Here is an 18669-nt window from a genome sequence, read left to right as displayed (position 1 = left end):
GCCCTACGGAACAGTGAGTTCTTCGTCTAATTTAAGCGCGCCAGTATTTAACGCGTATACGACTTGCTGCACACCTTCATCTAAATCAATTCGCGTAAAGTAAGCAGATTCTAGACCTGTAGAGTGATGTAGCAATTTGATTAATGCTCTCACTTGATGTTCCAAATCGCCTTCAATTAACGACGAGCTGAGTTCATCCAATAGTCTATTCATTCTTTCCTCTACAATGGTTTATTCCAATCAAAATGCGTATGAGGCAGATTGTTTAATCCATTTTGACAATTTGCACCACGCAGCTCTATTTTGTGTCCAACCTATAATAAAAGTTGAATGCCATAAAGCGTAATTTAGACTTTGTTTCAGAAAAACTAGGTTGAAAAGTGCTGTGCTTAGTGTTCGGGAAAGAGAAAATCAAAACGGCATTCGTGGTTTAACCGATTGCCTTGATTGACAAAAGCCATGTGCAAGAGCAAATCCTTCTACTCTCAATACCTTTCTAACCAATCAAACCGATGATCAATCCCATCGTAATAAACTGGAAGACGTGATAACCGCCGTTGATAAGAAACAGCTTTCGCGAGCGCTGTTCGAATAAATAACTGACACCAAATGAAGAGGCAACCCAACATACGCCTATAATGAGTCCTGTTAAAACCGATTTACCTAATTGCGGTTCTGGCCCTAGCACGATACCTAGCATTACACTTGCCAGTAACGTTAATAAAAACGAACCTCCAAAAGTCTTTTTTACATCCGATTGTTTTAAATCTAATTCTGTCAGTCCACACTCTTCCATCCAAGCTCGCTGGAAAAGCCATGGCGAATACCAAATCCCACCAAGGATGAACGAAGACACTGCAGCAACAAATACCGCGAACCAATTTAAATAGTCTATTCCCATATCTCGCCCATTAGTTTTTATTTCAATTTAGACAATAATAGAACGGGTTGCAAAAGGGTTTATTTCAAAACAGGCCTTTTTTGTAACTTTCTTTGTAACGTTCGCCTATGCATATTAAGCTGTCTTGCTGTTTGAGACACGTTACCCTCGTTTTCTGCCAATATTCTTTGAATATGTTCCCACTCAAGTCTATCTGGTGACATCACTTCATTTTCAATTGGCGCAGTATCCACACTTTCGCCACGCAATGCTGCTAGAATCGATTGAAATTCTGCAGGCTTAGTTAGGTAATCATCCGCTCCTTTGCGAATAGCCTCTACCGCCGTTGCAATACTGCCATAGCCCGTTAAAACAACGATACGGGCGTCAGGCAAACTATCACGAAGAGCAGGAATAGAAACAATTGACGTTTGTTCCTTAAGTTTCATATCAAGCAAAATAGCGTCAGGTTTAACGGCGACTATGTCATTAAAATGATGGGCTATCTCGGTAAAAACCGTTGCTTCACATTGGTTTTTTTGCAAACGTCTGGCGAGCGTCCTACTCAACGCTTCATCATCTTCAATTATCACTACGTTCACTATACGTGCCTCACAGGGAGAGTAACGGTGACTTTTGCACCATGTTCATAATTATCGGCTAGAAATTGGCCGCCTAAACGATTAACTGTAATTTGAGTAAGCAACAAACCTACGCCAAATCCTTCTTCGCTCGTTTGAGGTTTCAACCCAATTTGCGAGAGTTGTTCAGGTTTAAAGCCGATACCAAAGTCAGCGATAGAAAGATGCCAGTGTTGTTCATCTCGCGAAGAACAAAGCGTGATTTTATCAATGTGATTTAACGTAGAAGCACGCGCCGCATTATTCACAATATTTTGCAATGCAGGCAAAAGCATCGGATCGTTTAATACTTCAGTAAGCACACCATCGTCTTTGTGCTCAATTTGTACACTTGGGTATTCTAGCTGTAATAATTCTTTTAGTTGTTGTACTAGTTGGTGCGTGTAAATTGGCGTTGCTTTGTCGTGTTTCTGCAGATATTGACTTTGCGTCCTGAAGTCATTTAGTAACTGGCGACATTGCTCTAACGGTTTTTCCATTTCTTTGAGCACCACATCATCTGGATAGTCCTCCATTAGTTCCTCATGGAGCAAGTGCAAGTTCGCAACGGGAGAAGCTAATTGGTGTGCAACTTGAGCTGCACTAGCACCAAGCGCGACAAGCTGTTCTTGATACAATTGCTGTTCTCGAGACTGAGCCAATCGACGCTCTTTTTCTTTAATTTTATCCGCCATTGAGGACACAACCCAGACAATGACTATTGCACTGAAAACAAAGTTAATCCACATTGCCTGAAAATGGGTTGTCATGTCATGGTGATGCCCCTGTGCAGGCATTTTCCAAAGTAGCCACGAATAACTCGCCATTGCACTCAATGCAATCAAACACGCTGACTTGAAGTTAAGTGTTATTGCCGCAATCACAATGGGTAACAGCAACAATGAAACAAATGCATTTGTTGCGCCGCCAGTAAACGCTAAAAGTAACGTGAGAAAGACGACGTCAGCCGCAAGTTGCATCCACATACCAGGGGGATTGGCTTCTGTATGATTACGGTAGGCGTATACACTGGCGAGTTGGAACAAAGACGCAATAGCAATGACGACTAAAGCGGGAAGCAGCGAAATTTCAGCCTTTAACCAAAACACGCTGACGAGTAGCGCGATTAACTGCGCTACGATGGCAAGTGTCCTCAGCAGTAACAACTTGCCAATAGTAGAATTAGGCGAAAAGGCAATCATAAAGTAGGCCGTTTTACAAAAATGCTATTATATATGAACTTAGATAGTTGCTGATGCCCTACATCAATTAATCGTCTAATTTCAGCGAAAAAGCAGGGCAAGGTGTGCCTTGATGATAGTAAAGTTGCCAACGATTATTTTTAAAACGCCAAAGTGACATACGCATCGAAAAATGAAATTCTGACCGCGCTGTCGATCGATATGCTGCTCGATAACTCAACTGGACTATGTGTTCATGTAACATTCTTCCAGTGAATTGTTGATTGTAAAATTGCGGCACTTTTTCCTTTGGTAATCGGGTTAAAACATGGTGCTTGTTGAAGACTAAGCCGTTTGCCGATATTTCATAAAACTCGTCGTCTAATAAAGCACCTAGAGCGTTCGAGTCGGAGCGCACTTCTGGCTCAAGCAATTGCCTTTCCTGTTCAATCAAATGAGCTAACAACTGAGCAGTGATTTTACTGTGCACCGATAATTTCCAAAATTATGCTTTGTTGTCCATAAGTTAGACTATCGAAGTTCATGAAGCAAGACTATAGTTTTACACTCAACTGGAAATTCGTGAGCAACTTTGTTATAACGTCACGAATACCTTAACTGGTCTGACAACATAAAGAGAACACAATGAAGTACGCACAGATCACTGGATGGGGTAAATGCATTCCACCAGCAAGCATTACGAATGATGAAATTAGCCAAATCGTTGAGACAAACGACGAATGGATCTCAACTCGCACCGGGATCCGCGCTCGTCGCGTAAGCCATGTTTCAACTGCAGAGCTTGCGACGGTTGCGGCTCAAAATGCACTTGATTGTGCAGGTCTTGAAGGTAAAGATGTTGACTTGGTATTACTTGCAACTTGTACACCGTCTACAATGGTCGCAAATACGGCTTCGTTAGTGCAAAAAAACATTGGTGCTGTTGGCGCGGCTGCCTGTGATACAAATGCGGCGTGTTCGGGTTTCTTGTACGCGATGCAACTTGCTACTGCACAAATTCGTACAGGTATGATCAAGCGTGCAGTAGTCATCGCGGCGGAACGCATGACGTGGTATGTAAACTGGGCAAAGCGAGACAGTGCTGTACTTTTTGGTGATGGTGCAGGCGCAGTTGTATTAGAAGCGTCGGATGAACCATCAGGCTTGCTCGCCAGTAAAATTGGCTGTGATACAGAAGACCGTAATATTTTACATATTGCTAACTGTGGTACCGACTTAAATAAATATGAGCCAATCGGTCCATCTGATTTGATGTTTGAAGGCCGTGAAATATTTAAACGTGCAGTAAAAGGCATGAGCCAAGCGTGTGATGACGTTCTTTCTCAAGCGCAACTAAGCCTTGAAGATATAGATGTCCTTGTTCCTCACCAAGCGAACTTACGTATCATTCAAGCGATTCAACAAAAGTTGAACATTGAAGACGAAAAAGTCATGGTGAACATTGATAAATACGGCAACACTTCGGCAGCAACCATCGCGATTGCGCTCTGTGAAGCGGTCGAAAATGGCTTAATAAAGCCAGAGTCAAATATTATGTCTGCGGCTTTTGGTGCGGGATTGACGTGGGCAGCAAGTTACATCAAGTGGGGCACACGTGTAACTCCAATTAATCCACCCAGTGCTTCGCTCCCACCATGTGACAAAACAGGATTGGAATTAATCGCGCATTCCGTTGCTGCGTGTAAAGAAGCATAATCGCATTCCCTTTGGTGTTCTCGTAATGGATGGTAGAATCAGGCCATTCTTACGAGGAACCAAAAAACGGGAATCACGATGTCACAACCCTACCAAGATTTACTTCAATTAGAACCAAAACCAATATGGCGTTTTTTTAGCGAGATTTGTTCTTTTCCTCACCCATCAAAGCATGAAGAAGCGCTCGCGCAACACATAATTGCGTTTGCAAAAAGCAAAAACCTATTCGTAACACGTGATAGTGTTGGCAACGTAATCATTAAAAAACCAGCTACCGAGGGAATGGAAGATCGTCAAATAGTGGCTCTTCAAGCGCATATCGACATGGTGCCGCAAAAGAATGACGATACCAATCACGATTTTGTTAAAGACCCTATTAAAGCCTATGTAGATGGTGACTGGGTCACTGCGCAAGGTACTACGTTGGGTGCAGATAATGGCATTGGGATGGCGTCATGTCTTGCGATTTTGGATTCATCTGACATCCCTCACGGTCCGATTGAAGTGTTGCTTACTATCGACGAAGAAGCCGGGATGACCGGTGCATTTGGGTTAGAAGCGGGATACCTAGATGCTAAAATTCTCTTAAACACCGATTCAGAACAAGAAGGCGAAATCTACATGGGCTGCGCCGGTGGCGTTGACACATCACTGAAGCTCTCTGTTGAACGCGAAACACTGAGCGGGAATTACGTAACTTACAAGTTAGCACTTAAAGGACTGCGTGGCGGTCATTCGGGTGTTGATATTCACACAGGCAGAGGCAATGCCAATAAATTGCTCGCTCGATTTTTGGCTCACGGACAGTTAAGTCAGGCACTTCGTCTTGTTTCTATTTCAGGTGGCACACTGAGAAATGCGATCCCTCGTGAAGCCTATGCGACAATAGCTATCCCCGCGGAGTTGGTCGAATCATTACGTGAAGCAATGGACAAATATGCTGCTCTGGTTACTCAAGAGTTGGGAGCCGTTGAGAAAAACATTCAGTTCACTGCAATTGAAGAATCAGCCACTCTCGATGTCATGAGTTTAGCAAGTCAAAGCACCGTGCTTGCCCTTATGAATGCGTGTCCGAATGGTGTTGTTCGAATGAGTGATGACATTAAAGGTGTGGTAGAAACGTCATTAAATATGGGCGTTGTTACCACAACGGGATCGCAAGTCGAGATTTTATGCTTGATCCGTTCTCTTATTGATTCTGGCCGCCAAGATGTCGAAGGCATGTTGACTTCAATTGCATCGCTTGCAGGCGCTTCAATTCAATTTTCAGGTGCTTATCCAGGTTGGAAACCGGACCCAGAGTCAAAAATTCTGCATATTTTCCGCGACATGTATGAACAAAACTATGGGTACAAACCACATATAATGGTCATTCACGCGGGTTTAGAGTGCGGTTTATTCAAAGAGCCTTATCCAGAAATGGATATGATAAGCTTTGGCCCCACAATCAAGTTTCCTCATTCACCTGAAGAAAAAGTAGAGATCAAATCGGTTGGTCAATATTGGCAACAGCTTTGCGGTATTCTTGCACATATTCCTAAAGCATAAATACACAGTTAAACCTAATAAACAAGCCGCAAACTGCGGCTTGTTTATTAAAACGTATATGACTCTATGCGCCACCTGCTACGTCGATAAATGCACCAGTCACAAAACTCGCCTCGTCTGACAACAACCAAGCGATTGCATAAGCGACTTCGATAGGTTTCCCCCTCGTTTCAAGGGGATCTTATTCGCTATACGAGCTACCCTATCTGGGTCACCACCATCAGCATGTATTTGCGTTTCGATAAATGCAGGACGTACTCCGTTAACACGAATACCAAGCTCAGCCGCTTCTTTAGCAACTCCTTTTGTGAAGGTATCCATAGCCCCTTTACTCGTTGCGTAATCAACGTATTCAAAAGGAGAACCAGTTACGGCAGCGAGAGATGAAACGTTTACAATTGCGCCACCTCGCGCTATTCGGTGGAGAGCTTCTTTGGTGCACAAAAAGCATGAAGCGACATTCGCTTTGACAATCCACTCAAACCGTTCGAGCGTCATGTCTTTTAGCTGTGCTTGATGAGTCAGTTTACCAACGTTGTTAACAAGATGAGTAATTGGACCTAGTTGTTTTTCTGTCGTTTCAAACAATCGTCGTACCTCTTGTTCATCAGACACGTCTGCTTTGCAAGCTATCGCAACGCCCCCAGATTTCTCAATTTCGCATACAACTTTTTGTGCACTAGTATGACAGCTTAGGTAATTCACACAGACTTTATAACCTCGCAGAGCAAGTAACTTCGCTGTCTCTGCGCCAATTCCTCGACTTGCACCAGTAATAATCACGACCATGAATCTTGTCCTTACTATTCATAAATAACATTTATTGTCGATATTTAGTGATGCAATTTGCTTAATATCAAGTTCAAACTAAAAATAAGCACATTAATTGTCGACATTTTGACTTTTTATGCTTTATACACTTTTAGGATCAATTAATGCTGCGCTCATCGTACTGAGTGCTTATGGCGTACTCCTGCAACTTAAATCGATTTACGAACGTCGAGTAAATAATACCGCCAATCCCACTGCTGTACTTTCGGTAAATCAATTTACCGTTTCTTTTGTTGCCTATTTTTCCTTTTATCTGTACGCGATTTTTATTGAACCGATTAACCATTTTCTGGCTTGGCCGCGCCTCCTTGCGAGTGTTCTTGCGTGGCTGATTTTGGTTGAAATTTACCGAGACCGGCAAACTCGTTACTCGAAAGTAAGCTCATTACTGAGTGGATTTTTTTATGCGGTGGATTATTCGCGCTTACATCTAATGTGACGTTCAATGATGAAGGGAGACAATTGTCGACATGCCTGATCATTGTGGCAAGCCTATTAATCGCGCAAGGTTACACGCATCAATTTATCCAAATCGTCAAGTCACGCTCTACTGGCGCGATCAATCTAAAAATGAGTCAGTACATTTTATTGATGGATATCTCTACCATTGCATTTGCGCTCACCATGCCGCTGACAAAAGGATGGCCATTAATGGTTTTGGCTTTTACAAGTGCGATAACGAAACTTGTTATGATGTACTTATTTTATTGGGTCAAACAATTCTCAGATACCAATCAACAACCAAGTTGAGTAAAAAAATGCCTGCATTGTGCAGGCATTTTTAAGCGGCTATTTGTAACGTGATGCTAAATAGCTGAACACGGCGCGAAGACCCAATGCTTCTCCACCGACAGGACGACCAGGTAACGGACGTAAATTCCAAGCCATAACATCGAAATGAACCCAAGGTGTCGTTTTAGGCTCCACAAATTCCTGTAAATACAATGCTGCGGTAATCGCACCACCAAAGGGTGTTGCGCCACAGTTAGCAATATCGGCCACGTCACTTTTGAATAATGCTTTATATTGGCCGAATAAAGGAAGTTGCCAAACGGGATCTTGCTGGTTTTCGCCCGCATCGATAATGCCTGCTGCCACTGTTTTGTCTGTTGAGAAAAAGCCCGGCAGCTCGGTTCCAAGCGCAATCCGACATGCGCCTGTTAGAGTAGCAAAATCGATGATCAAATCAGGGGTTTCAGCTTGAGCTTCTGCAAGTGCGTCGCAAAGTACAAGACGACCTTCCGCATCTGTATTGTCAATTTCTACGGTTATACCTTTTCGGGTTTTAACCACGTCACCTGGGCGAAATGCATTCTTAGAAACCGCATTTTCCACAGCAGGAACTAATACTCGTAAACGCACTGGTAATTTTGCAGCCATGATCATTTGAGCAAGGGCAATGACGTGTGCCGCTCCACCCATGTCTTTTTTCATGTTGCGCATGCCTGCAGCTGGTTTTAAATCGAGACCACCTGAGTCAAAGCATACGCCTTTTCCAACCAACGTAAGTTTAGGCGCCTGTTCATCACCCCATGTAAGATCTAATAAACGAGGCTTATTGTCGCTCGCACGACCAACTAAATGAATGGTCGGATAATTGTGTTCGAGTAATTCGTCACCAATAAGTTGGCTAAACTGGCCTTGATAAGTTTGTGCAAGTTCTTCCATTGTTTCCGCAAGGTGCTGTGGCATCATATCTGCCGCAGGCATATTAACAAGGTCTCTTGCGAGGAAAAGTGCATTAGTCTGAAGGATAACTCTATCGTAGATAGCACTGTCTTCAATTAACAGTTTAGCTTCAATCACATCCAATGATTTGTATACACCAAACTGGTATGCTCCCATCACGAAACCAAAGGCAACACGTTCAATTAACTCATCAGTACCTTGAACTTCATAAATTCCCTTTGGTAATTGTAGAGCCAACTCACCTGCAACCCACATATCGTCAAGGCTATCTGCAACAACGATCGTCTTATCAAGCTCGCCAGTGGCTACAGAAGGCACATGAAATACTTTTTGTTTTGACTTGGTAAATTGCGAAATCCAAGTTTGGGTGAAACTCTCCTGGGTTTCGAGCCAAGAACCCAATTCGTCTTTCGCAACGAAATAAAGTGGCGTTGCCTTCCCTGATTTTACTAAATATTGACTCATGAATGCCTCTTTAGTGTTAAAAGTCTATTGCTCTGAGCATATCAAACAATGCTATTCAAAATGAAGAGCTGGCTTGAAATAAGCGATGCCAAGAAATATGGAGTTTGGTTATTTTCTAGAAGAAGTGTCTTTGTCTTTCTTAAACGAAAAAGCACTGGGTAATACATCTACTCCACACCATTGGCCTAGTTTAACAATGATTGGAATCGTGATGGGAGCAAAAGGAAGAATTGCAAACACACCTAAACCTAATCCTTTCAACAGGTCAAAAAATTGGGCATGGGCAATTTTCAATTCTTGTTTGTCGGCTTGTCCTACTGAGTAACGTTTATAAATTTCGAGCATCTGCTTTGTTTCTTGTTTTTCCTGACGCAATGCAAGTTTTAACAAGATTAGCGCACGTCGTAGTTTTAACTGTTGACGTTTTTTTGAAATTTTCACCACTCTCAAAGGTGCTTTATGTACAACTCGATATAATCTCATAAACGATGTGGTGATAAACCTTATCAGTATTGATGAAACATTTTAGCAAATCGCCGTGTAGAAAACTATTTGCCTATAGTCGCATATTCGGATACTACCTATTGGCAAAAAGAAGATAATTTCAAAAAGCCAAAAAATCTAAATTTTGGTTTCAGAATTTGCGGTATCTCCAGAATATTCTATCCTCAAAATACCCAATTTGAGTGAACAACGCCTGAACTTGTTCATTTCCACAAAATTGAAACGGAATGCTAAATTGGTCTAAACGTTAGAAAAAAAGACGAATTTAGTGATTGCACATAATGTTAACTGTGTGTATAACAAAACGGAATGCGCATAACATATTTGGTTTTGTGTTTTCATTATGACAACAAATATAACTGGGGAAAACAGGATGAAACATAATATTAGTAAATTGCAGCGCGCAATTAGCTTTGCACTTGCCTCGTCTGCAACAATCGGTATGTATTCTACAAACGCAATGGCAGCCGAAGATGGCGGTGAAAAAGCGAAAGACATCGAAAAAATTGCCGTTGTAGGTTCACGTGCGGCACCTCGTTCAGTAGGTGACTCGCCAGTACCAATCGACATCATCGGTGGTGAAGAACTAAGCAAAACAGGCAACAATGACATGCTTGAAATGCTGAAAGGTTCAGTTCCATCGCTAAACGTACACCAAAACCCTATCAGTGACGCGGCATCTCTTATCCGCCCAGCTAACCTCCGCGGCTTACCATCAGACAGCACTCTAGTTTTACTTAATGGTAAACGTCGTCATCGCGCGTCTGTAATCGCGTTCCTTGGCGGTGGTATTAACGATGGTGCACAAGGTCCAGATATTTCTGTGATCCCAGGCATTGCAATGAAGCAAGTGGAAGTACTACGTGATGGTGCAGCGGCACAATACGGCTCTGACGCGATTGCTGGTGTAATCAACTTCGTGCTTAAAGATAACTCTGAAGGCGGAAGTTTCTCAGTCAAGCACGGTGAATATTACGAAGGTGATGGCGCGCAAACGACTTACGAAGGTAACGTTGGTTTACCGTTTACTGATCAGGGCTTTGCGAACTTAAGTTTCCAATACAAAAATTCAGATGCAACCAGCCGTTCAGTGCAACGCCCGGATGCTGCTAAGTTTGCATCACAAGGCGTTCCAGTTGCAGATCCTGCACAGATTTGGGGCGCTCCAGAAATCAAAGATGACGTTACATTATTTGGTAACGTAGGTCTTGACCTCGATAACGATACTCAATTCTATATGTTTGGTAACTACTCTGAGCGTGATGTTAAAGGTGGTTTCTACTACCGTAACCCTCAGACTCGCCCAGGTGTTTATTCAAATGATGATGGCGCAACGTTACTTGTTGGTGATCTTGATGGCGTAGGTACGGGTATTACGTGTCCAGTTGTGAATTTAGATGGCGGTCCTCTAGCAGATAACCCTGCTTACCAACTAATTGCGGCTGACACAGAGCTCGGTCGTAACTGTTTTGCCTTCAATGAAATGCTTCCAGGCGGTTTCACTCCACAATTCGGTGGTAATATCACTGATACGTCATTAACGATGGGTGTGAAAGGCGAATTTAAGTCAGGTTTCCTATCTGGTGGTTACTATGATTTGAGCGGCTCGGTAGGTCGAAACGAAGCTCGTTTCCTAATCTACAACACACTTAACGCTTCAATGGGTCCAGACACACCTCGTGATTTCAGCCCTGGTAAGTACATTCAACTTGAGAAAAACTTTAACTTTGACGTGTCAAAAGGCTACGATTTTGATTTAGCTTACGATGTTAACGTTGCTGGTGGTCTTGAATGGCACGAAGAAACATTTGAAGTACTTTCAGGTGATGAAGCATCGTTTAAAGTGGGTGATTTATACACTCAAGGCTTTAGTATCGGTTCAAACGGCTTCCCTGGTTTTAAACCTTCAGATGCGGGTGAATACACGCGTCGTAACTACGCAGCGTATCTAGATATTGAAACGCCGTTTACTGAAGAGTTTTTAATGGGCTGGGCACTTCGTTTCGAAGATTATGATACGTTTGGTTCAACAACAAATTACAAAGTAACGGCTCAATTCCAAGCGACAGATACATTGGCACTTCGTGGCTCAGTTAGTACAGGTTTCCGAGCTCCAACGGTTGGTCAAGCAAACGTTTCCAACGTTCAAACTAACCTAAGTAGCGGCGTACTAGTTGACTCAGCGCTACTTCCACCAACGAACCCAATTTCAGTGCAACTTGGTGGTAAAGAACTGCAACCTGAAGAGTCACAAAGCTATACAATGGGTGCGGTATACCAAAATGACGGTTTCTTTTTCACTGTTGATTATTACAACATCCAAGTTGAAGATCGTATCAGCCAATCAGACAAAATTGAGTTAAGCCCTGCAGATAAAGCAGCGCTTAAAGCCGCTGGTGTTCCAAACGTTGATGGTCTAGCGCAAGTTAGTTTCTTCACTAACGACTTTGACACAACGACTCAAGGTGTGGACGTTGTAGCAAACTACTCTATGGATATGCTAGGTGGCTATGGTACGTTTGCACTAGCATATAACTGGAACGACACAAAAGTAGATAAGTTCTCGGCTATTACTGGTGAATTCAAGGTTAAACGTCTTGAAGAAGATCTTCCTAACCACCGAGCTACATTAACATGGTCTCAACAGTGGGATAAAGTATCTGGCTTTATTCGTGCTAACTACTTTGGTGAATACCAAGGCGTTCACGTAGATTACGATGCAACGGCAAAAACAGCTGATGCGGCAGTAACGTTAGACGCAGAGATCACCTACTTCTTAACAGACGAAATTAGTTTAACTGCTGGCGCTCAAAACTTGTTCGATCAAGAAGCAGAAAAACTTGATTTTGCCGGAGATGGCTTAGTGAATAACCAATGGGGTGGTAAATACTACGAAACCTCTCCAATGGGTATCAACGGTGGCTTCTACTATGTAAAAGCAACATACACGTTCTAAGTTTAACTGAATGATGAAAAGGCGAATTGTCTACGACATTTCGCCTTTTTTATTTTATAGTTAGAAAAAACAACAAACCATTGAACGATCATGCTGTTGCTACAAAGAGCTAATGAACTCCTAGCTGAAAACAAGTTAAAAGAAGCAGAATTTATGTTTAAAGCGGTGCTCAAGGAAGTACCCGACAACGGCCCTGCTCTTTTTGGTCTTGGTCGAATCGCAATGCGATTAGAACAATATGATCATGCAATTTATTTTTTAAAGCGTGCATGTAACCACCTACCAAAGATGCTTGATCCTCTATTCGCTTTAGGTGATGCATTTCTTGCTGTTGGTTCTGCTGTAGACGCTAAAACGGTACTCGAATACACACTTAGCATTGCCAAACACAATGCTCATGCCCATTATTATCTCGGGCAATTCTACCTAAATCATGGTTTTATCTCAGAAGCTAAGAATACCTTTACCGCAGGACTTAAATGTCCTACCGGACCTGTTTCAGCGTTTATGTTATTTGAATTGTCGCAATTAGACGAAAAACAAAATTTGGAAGGTCATATTAAAAGTCTGAGTGAGTTGCTGAGTCAATATGATAACAAAAGACTCGAAGTTGTTATCCACTATGCTCTAGCCAACTGTTATCACCGCAGTGAAGATTTCAAGTCTGCATTTTTACATTATAAATTGGCAAATGAAGCTCAGTACTCTCAATGTCACTTCCAAACCGAAGATATGCTTCCATTTTTTGATTCGATAAAATCGGTGTGTGATAGTGAGTTTTTTAAACAACCACTCGATAAAGTAAAGGCAACCTTTACACCCGTTTTTATTGTTGGTTTACCACGAACAGGATCTACTTTACTTGAACAAATGCTGATCCAACACGAAAACATTGACTCTTTAGGTGAAAATACGGCAATTAGTGATAAGGTTGTAAGCTATTTAGAAAAACGTGTTGAAGCACCTTATCCAGAATGCCTTCAACGTTTGAGTACTCATGTCCTTGATTACGGAAGAGAGATTTATACCAATGAAATTCGTAATGCCCGAATTGAGGCTCCTTACGTTATTAACAAGCTCCCTTCAAATTTTCAATCTATTGGGGTGATCCGTAAATTATTTCCTGATGCCCGTTTTATCCATGTCACTCGAGAGTTTAAAGCAAATGCGTGGTCCGTGTATTCCAATTATTTTGAACACGATGAACCTTATTTTTGCTCTGCAAAGGAATACGAACTTTATGCTCAAGCGGAAGAAGCACTGATGACACACTTCAAGCAATGTATAGGTCGCCATATTCACACAGTCAGCTATGAAACGCTCTTAGCTGAACCGGAAAAAACCATTAAGAGTACACTCAACTTTTTGGACCAGTATTATGACCCTGAATGCATGAACTACTATAAGGGGAAACGGTTAGTCCATACATTGAGTAAATCACAGGTGCGCAAACCCTTAACCAAAGCACCTATTGAGGCTTGGAAAAAATACCAAAAAGATTTTGAGAGTCTTTTAAGCCAAGAAACAATAAGCTCATAAATTCAATTGCTTAATTAAGTTCACGGGTTAGCGCCAAGATATTTTTGTAATGCCTCAAGGCCATTTATTGAGATGTGTTTTTAAGATGGGATTGGAACCAGTGTAACGTGTCTTGAAATTGGTCGAGTCGTGCATTGGGGTGCGTAAGCATATTAATGTGGTCATAATTGTATTTATGGCCAAAACGTTTACCAAAAATCCTAATTTCCTGTTTGCCTAAACCCGACTCTTCCATAAACTTTTTAATGTCTATCGGTTGTGCCAATGCTTTATCCTTAACACCTGCAATATGCAAAATTGGCGGAAGTGCTATATTGGAAAGCGTCTTGGCATAATCAAAGTTATCATCCGAATCTACCCAAGGTTTAATTTTGGCCCATTCCATACTTTGACGATGTGACTTTACCGTTTCTTCATCGCTTCCCCACTTTAACTTTCGCGCAGGTAGGTATCCATGTTTCTTAGCTAAAATAGGTGCTAGACCATACCAAATGAGATTACCCTGTATAAACTTTTGCGGATGTCGATTATACAGGCTGCGTTTGGTTCCAAAATATACACAGGCATCAACACGTGCAATCATCTCTGGAAAGCGCGCGAAATAGCTGTTCATCAACACACCGCCCCACGAATGTGCAACCCAAAAGCGAGGATATTTCCCTCTTAGTGCCTTTATTCCTTCCAACATAGTCGGAATGTCTTCCAGGATAGCCTCCGTTTGTCCGTAGCTGTGACCTGGCCCAATATTGGGGATACTTTTTCCGCGACCACGTAGATCTGCAACGTAACAATCATAGCCATGTTCCGCAAGAAATGGCGCTAACCCTTTGTTGGATTCCGTATAAAAAATTTTGCCATTTTCGACAGCTCCGTGCATGAAAAACACTGGTTCCCCTATGTTTTCATCATCGTAGATTCGACGTAAATGCAGTTTTGCACCGCCAATTGGAAGCAATATCGATTCTTGTTTGATCATCCTGATGTCTATTCTTTTTGTTAAATCAAACTCATCCTACCAGTTAAGGCAATCGACAGCAATCATGTCAACTCAGCTCACCGTTTATGTAATACTTATACTTCTTTTCATCTATCCAATTTCAAAGGACGTAATACCAAAGATTCGTCTAACATCGAGTTCAGGAATGTTACCTGTGTACATACGAGCAGTTTCAAAACAAGGCTTCATCGCATAATCATCCACCAATGTGAGTGCCTGTTCGTTAATAGCAGGAACATCAAGGTAAATTGTATCACCTTCCCGTAAGCGAGCTTGAACTGCATCAAAAAGAGCCTTCGCGTACTCAATACGATCTGCGAATAGTGGCCCGACCTTAACTCCCTTTTCACAATATCGGGCTACGGCATACCCTTTCAACTTGCCATCGATAAGGTATCCAAGCGCTATATGCTCTGGATGTTCAATCCAACTTCTCAAAAATTCGTTACGTTCAACTGGGAAAAAAGCTGTTTCAAACTGTGCCACTTTATCGAACGCGACTTCGCTAAGATTGTACACCGCATCCGAAATTGCTTTCGGTACGACGACAGAACGTTCAAAACGGACGTTTTGATATGCGAGTTTAAATCCCGATTTTTTGTAATTATCTTGCTGTGCCACAACACCGTCTAAACCAACATTGATCCCAGACAGATAGTTCAACCCTGCTTGCCAAAGCTTATAACCAAAACCTTTTCCACGATATTCAGGTTTAACAATGTAAAACCCCAAAAATCCAAACTCATTGCCATAGTTAACCACAGAAATACTAGCAATAGGTTCGTCGCCTAAATACCCCATCAAGAACCCATTTGGATCAGCCTTAAAGTAACATTCAGCATCAAATTTGCCCGGATTCCAGCCTTCAAGCGCGGCCCAGTTTGATGCGAGTTTAAGGTCCTCTAATGACATGGTTTTGATTGTGTATTCCTGATTATTCACATTGATTCCTAAATTATTTCTCAACCACAGTACTGGCACTATGCGTTGCCCACCGAATAAAGCTTGTTACCCTCATTTACTTTGAGTGCCCAAAGATAGAAAGTACGGCATGGCGGATTCGATTATGTTTGTTGGCTAGGTTTAAAGTATACTTATCTTTTGCCTATAACACGAAGAACTGTGCATACTCGAAATATTCATCGCCAAGGCTACGATTTTAAGCAACTCGTTTCCGTATATCCTGCGTTGTCCAATCATATCGTAATTACTCAAAGAGGACAGCAAAGCATTGATTTTTCAAATCAAACAGCAGTTATTACGCTTAACCAAGCCTTACTAAAGTTGCATTATGGGATAGATTTTTGGACTGTGCCAAGTCCATTTTTATGTCCTCCCATCCCTGGACGTGTTGACTACATTCATCATTTAGCCGAGTTTCTAGAAACACAACCTGATTTTTCTTCTCATGAAAAAGTGAAAGGGCTTGATATTGGGACTGGTGCGTCCGCTATTTATCCTATTTTGGGACTCAAATGTTACAACTGGCAGTTTGTCGGTTCTGACATTAATAAAGAAGCAATAAAGTTAGCGAAACAATGGTCCGAGTTTAATAACCTTGGTTTGAAATTCCGACATCAACCAAATAGTGAAATGATGTTCGATAATATTATTAAACCCGGTGAACAGTTTTCATTTACTATGTGCAACCCACCTTTTCACGCTTCAGCACAAGAAGCACAGGCGGGCACAGAACGAAAATGGCGTAACTTAAAAGGAAAGACCCAATCGAATCTCAATTTTGGTGGTCATGCACCGGAATTATGGTGCGAAGGGGGTGAGCTGAAGTTTATTAAAAACATGATAACTCAAAGCCAGCAATATTCAGAACAGGTAAATTGGTTTACGAGCCTTGTGTCAAAATCAGATAATTTAAAATCTCTTGAAAAACACGCAAAAGAGTTGGGCGTCGCTAAGTGGAAAGTTGTCGCTATGGAACAAGGGAATAAACAAAGTCGATTTGTAGCTTGGAATTGGTAGCAGCAACCTCACTAAGGGAACGATACATATCCTTTCAGTTTGAATTGATTTGATGTTCCCATTACCTGTTAAGATGGATAAGACTGGCTCTGTACAAAAGAGCCAGCACCTTTACAAAGTGAAATACTACCTGTGATCAAAAAATTGTGTCACACGACTAACACAAAGCTTAGGACACAAATCTAACAAGCACGATTAGTTTTTCTCAGTCGCTTGTGTATTTGCTTTTTCTGCGCGCATCGTTTCAAGTTTCTCATTAAATTCCTGACTCAACGCCTGAATTTTTGGTAAGAAATTTTGAGCCATCTTCATAGAGACTTGCATTGTATCCGACATCACCTGAGGCATTTTCGTAAGCATGGAACGTCCAGACTCAGACTCATAAAATGCTAACATGTCCGCAATTTCTTTTTCAGTGTAATGTTTTAGATAAACATCAATAATGTCTGCTCGCATTTTATCCATACTCATTTCAGTACGCATTACATCAAAAAGCTGCTTCGTGTGTTCATCAAATAACGCTTGTTCTTCTGGCGTTTTTCCTAGTTTGGGTGAATTTTTCACTATAGATTGCTGCATCTGGTTATACATTGACTCCATCATTGAATCCATTTGCATTGAAGTGAGTAGTGATTCTACTGCTTCTCGTCGCGCATCTTGCGCTTGTACGTAAAATGAAAATACCAAGCTAAAGCCTAAAACAAACAGTTTTTTCATCCTAAATCTCCATGTTTTGATGAAATAATTTATCTTTTGCTAATTACATCACTAAGATGCAAATAGCACGAAAAATTACCACAAACCTTATTTAGGAACAAGAAATCAACTCTATTCATTGAATACCGTTATTTCTAGAATAAACTTAGCTAAAGCTACGTTTAAATTCTTCTTTATATCGCCTAGATAAAGGTAAATGAGTTCCGGCCTTTAGTTTAATTTCACCATCGCCACTTGTCTGATACTGAATGCTTTCAATGGCATGGTGATTTACTCCATAGCTACGGTGAATTCGGCTAAAACCAGCAGCTTTGAGTCTCTGTAACACATTGGATAAAGTGCCTCGAAGCGGGTATACACGCCCATTACTGTGTAGATTAACGTAGTTACCTGAAGATTCGAGCCATTCAATTTCGGCAACTTTAACCAAAAACTCTTTATCCAGTTTTCTAACCAAGAAATGCTCAGGATAAGGCTCTACGGAATTGACATCTGGAGCTTGTTCACTAGTGATAGGTACAGCTTCCCCTTTCACCCTAGAAAAACCAAATCGCACAAGATGATACACAATGAACAAAGATACATATCCCCATGCATCTTTTCGGTATTCGTACCACCCTTCTCTCACCCAATCCCCAAAGTCATACTGTCCACCAGCCCACAGATAAGCCAGATGGCGAATTAAAACCATTAAAGCGATATGGCCCAAACTGAAAATAATTGTTCCAACTAAATGAATTACAATCTGTTTGCGAATATGGCTGAAACGAGGTGGAAATGTTCGAAAAAGCCAAAACAACAACGGCATTAGGCAAAATGTGCTCAATGCACTGGAGTATTCCCAGACAAATGGCTCCCACAGCGAAATACTCGGTTTGCCATGTCTAGTAAACTCCATCCATTGCGTCGACGCATTAATGGAATTATTGATGAGCAGGTAGATTGCCAAGCCCATGTAACCATAAAAACGTTGATGTTGGTCTAGACGTTCAAACCAAGTATTTTTTTTATCCCCAATATCCACCGCTAATCCCTAAAACAAGTCA

At 41.7% G+C, this 18669-nt stretch carries 18 protein-coding genes and 1 pseudogene; 7 read left to right on the top strand and 12 right to left on the bottom strand.

Annotated elements, in window-relative coordinates:
• Positions 1-3 precede the first annotated feature (3 nt).
• From J5O05_RS19690 to J5O05_RS19670, 5 genes are all read right to left on the bottom strand, one after another.
• On the bottom strand, positions 4-213 hold the full coding sequence (locus tag J5O05_RS19690; protein WP_208844665.1) for a hypothetical protein: 210 nt from the start codon (positions 211-213) through the stop codon (positions 4-6).
• A gap of 283 nt (positions 214-496) precedes the next feature.
• Positions 497-901, bottom strand: a complete 405-nt coding sequence (locus tag J5O05_RS19685; protein WP_208844664.1) for a DUF1761 domain-containing protein — start codon at positions 899-901, stop codon at positions 497-499.
• Positions 902-960: 59 nt separating this feature from the next.
• Positions 961-1482: a response regulator transcription factor gene (locus J5O05_RS19680; RefSeq protein WP_208844663.1), complete on the bottom strand. Its 522-nt coding sequence runs from the start codon at positions 1480-1482 to the stop codon at positions 961-963.
• Positions 1482-2702, bottom strand: a complete 1221-nt coding sequence (locus J5O05_RS19675; protein WP_208844662.1) for an ATP-binding protein — start codon at positions 2700-2702, stop codon at positions 1482-1484. Before J5O05_RS19675 ends, J5O05_RS19680 begins: the two co-directional genes overlap by 1 nt.
• A gap of 67 nt (positions 2703-2769) precedes the next feature.
• Positions 2770-3171, bottom strand: coding sequence for a nuclear transport factor 2 family protein (locus J5O05_RS19670; protein ID WP_208844661.1), 402 nt, complete (start codon positions 3169-3171; stop codon positions 2770-2772).
• Positions 3172-3326: 155 nt separating this feature from the next.
• Here J5O05_RS19670 and J5O05_RS19665 point away from each other — a divergent pair, with 155 nt between their 5' ends.
• Positions 3327-4397, top strand: a complete 1071-nt coding sequence (locus J5O05_RS19665) for a ketoacyl-ACP synthase III (protein WP_208844660.1) — start codon at positions 3327-3329, stop codon at positions 4395-4397.
• A gap of 78 nt (positions 4398-4475) precedes the next feature.
• Positions 4476-5945, top strand: coding sequence for an aminoacyl-histidine dipeptidase (locus J5O05_RS19660; protein WP_208844659.1), 1470 nt, complete (start codon positions 4476-4478; stop codon positions 5943-5945).
• 130 nt (positions 5946-6075) lie between these two features.
• Here J5O05_RS19660 and J5O05_RS19655 read toward each other — a convergent pair.
• Positions 6076-6734 (bottom strand): annotated as a pseudogene (locus J5O05_RS19655) (SDR family NAD(P)-dependent oxidoreductase); the annotation flags it as partial.
• 118 nt (positions 6735-6852) lie between these two features.
• Here J5O05_RS19655 and J5O05_RS22155 point away from each other — a divergent pair.
• Complete coding sequence (locus tag J5O05_RS22155; protein WP_244370084.1) at positions 6853-7215, top strand: hypothetical protein; 363 nt, start codon at positions 6853-6855, stop codon at positions 7213-7215.
• A gap of 23 nt (positions 7216-7238) precedes the next feature.
• Positions 7239-7526, top strand: a complete 288-nt coding sequence (locus J5O05_RS22150) for a hypothetical protein (protein ID WP_244370082.1) — start codon at positions 7239-7241, stop codon at positions 7524-7526.
• 39 nt (positions 7527-7565) lie between these two features.
• Here J5O05_RS22150 and J5O05_RS19645 read toward each other — a convergent pair whose 3' ends face one another.
• The gene (locus J5O05_RS19645) at positions 7566-8930 is read right to left on the bottom strand and encodes a leucyl aminopeptidase family protein (protein ID WP_208844658.1); all 1365 of its coding nucleotides are present in this window, start codon (positions 8928-8930) and stop codon (positions 7566-7568) included.
• Positions 8931-9038: 108 nt separating this feature from the next.
• Positions 9039-9413: a hypothetical protein gene (locus J5O05_RS19640; RefSeq protein WP_208845347.1), complete on the bottom strand. Its 375-nt coding sequence runs from the start codon at positions 9411-9413 to the stop codon at positions 9039-9041.
• Positions 9414-9807: 394 nt separating this feature from the next.
• On the opposite strand from J5O05_RS19640, the gene J5O05_RS19635 reads away from it, so the two are divergent.
• Positions 9808-12390 (top strand): TonB-dependent receptor plug domain-containing protein, encoded by a 2583-nt coding sequence (locus J5O05_RS19635; protein WP_208845345.1) that lies wholly within the window; start codon positions 9808-9810, stop codon positions 12388-12390.
• Between the two features lie 90 nt (positions 12391-12480).
• The gene (locus J5O05_RS19630; protein WP_208845343.1) at positions 12481-13929 is read left to right on the top strand and encodes a tetratricopeptide repeat-containing sulfotransferase family protein; all 1449 of its coding nucleotides are present in this window, start codon (positions 12481-12483) and stop codon (positions 13927-13929) included.
• A gap of 64 nt (positions 13930-13993) precedes the next feature.
• Here the strand turns inward: J5O05_RS19630 and J5O05_RS19625 are convergent, their stop codons facing one another.
• Together J5O05_RS19625 and J5O05_RS19620 are read right to left on the bottom strand one after the other, a co-directional pair.
• Positions 13994-14905, bottom strand: a complete 912-nt coding sequence (locus tag J5O05_RS19625; RefSeq protein WP_208845341.1) for an alpha/beta fold hydrolase — start codon at positions 14903-14905, stop codon at positions 13994-13996.
• 111 nt (positions 14906-15016) lie between these two features.
• Entirely contained in the window at positions 15017-15868 is an 852-nt protein-coding gene (locus J5O05_RS19620; RefSeq protein ID WP_208845339.1) for a GNAT family N-acetyltransferase, read from the bottom strand.
• Positions 15869-16048: 180 nt separating this feature from the next.
• On the opposite strand from J5O05_RS19620, the gene rlmF reads away from it, so the two are divergent.
• Positions 16049-16906, top strand: a complete 858-nt coding sequence (gene rlmF, locus J5O05_RS19615) for a 23S rRNA (adenine(1618)-N(6))-methyltransferase RlmF (protein WP_208845337.1) — start codon at positions 16049-16051, stop codon at positions 16904-16906.
• A gap of 195 nt (positions 16907-17101) precedes the next feature.
• Here the strand turns inward: rlmF and J5O05_RS19610 are convergent, their stop codons facing one another.
• Positions 17102-17623 (bottom strand): DUF2059 domain-containing protein, encoded by a 522-nt coding sequence (locus tag J5O05_RS19610; protein ID WP_208845335.1) that lies wholly within the window; start codon positions 17621-17623, stop codon positions 17102-17104.
• Between the two features lie 145 nt (positions 17624-17768).
• Complete coding sequence (locus J5O05_RS19605; protein ID WP_244370185.1) at positions 17769-18647, bottom strand: LytR/AlgR family response regulator transcription factor; 879 nt, start codon at positions 18645-18647, stop codon at positions 17769-17771.
• Positions 18648-18669: the final 22 nt, after the last annotated feature.

The organism is Pseudoalteromonas xiamenensis, from assembly GCF_017638925.1.
GTDB lineage: Bacteria > Pseudomonadota > Gammaproteobacteria > Enterobacterales > Alteromonadaceae > Pseudoalteromonas > Pseudoalteromonas xiamenensis.
This window is presented reverse-complemented; position numbering and strand designations above follow the sequence as displayed.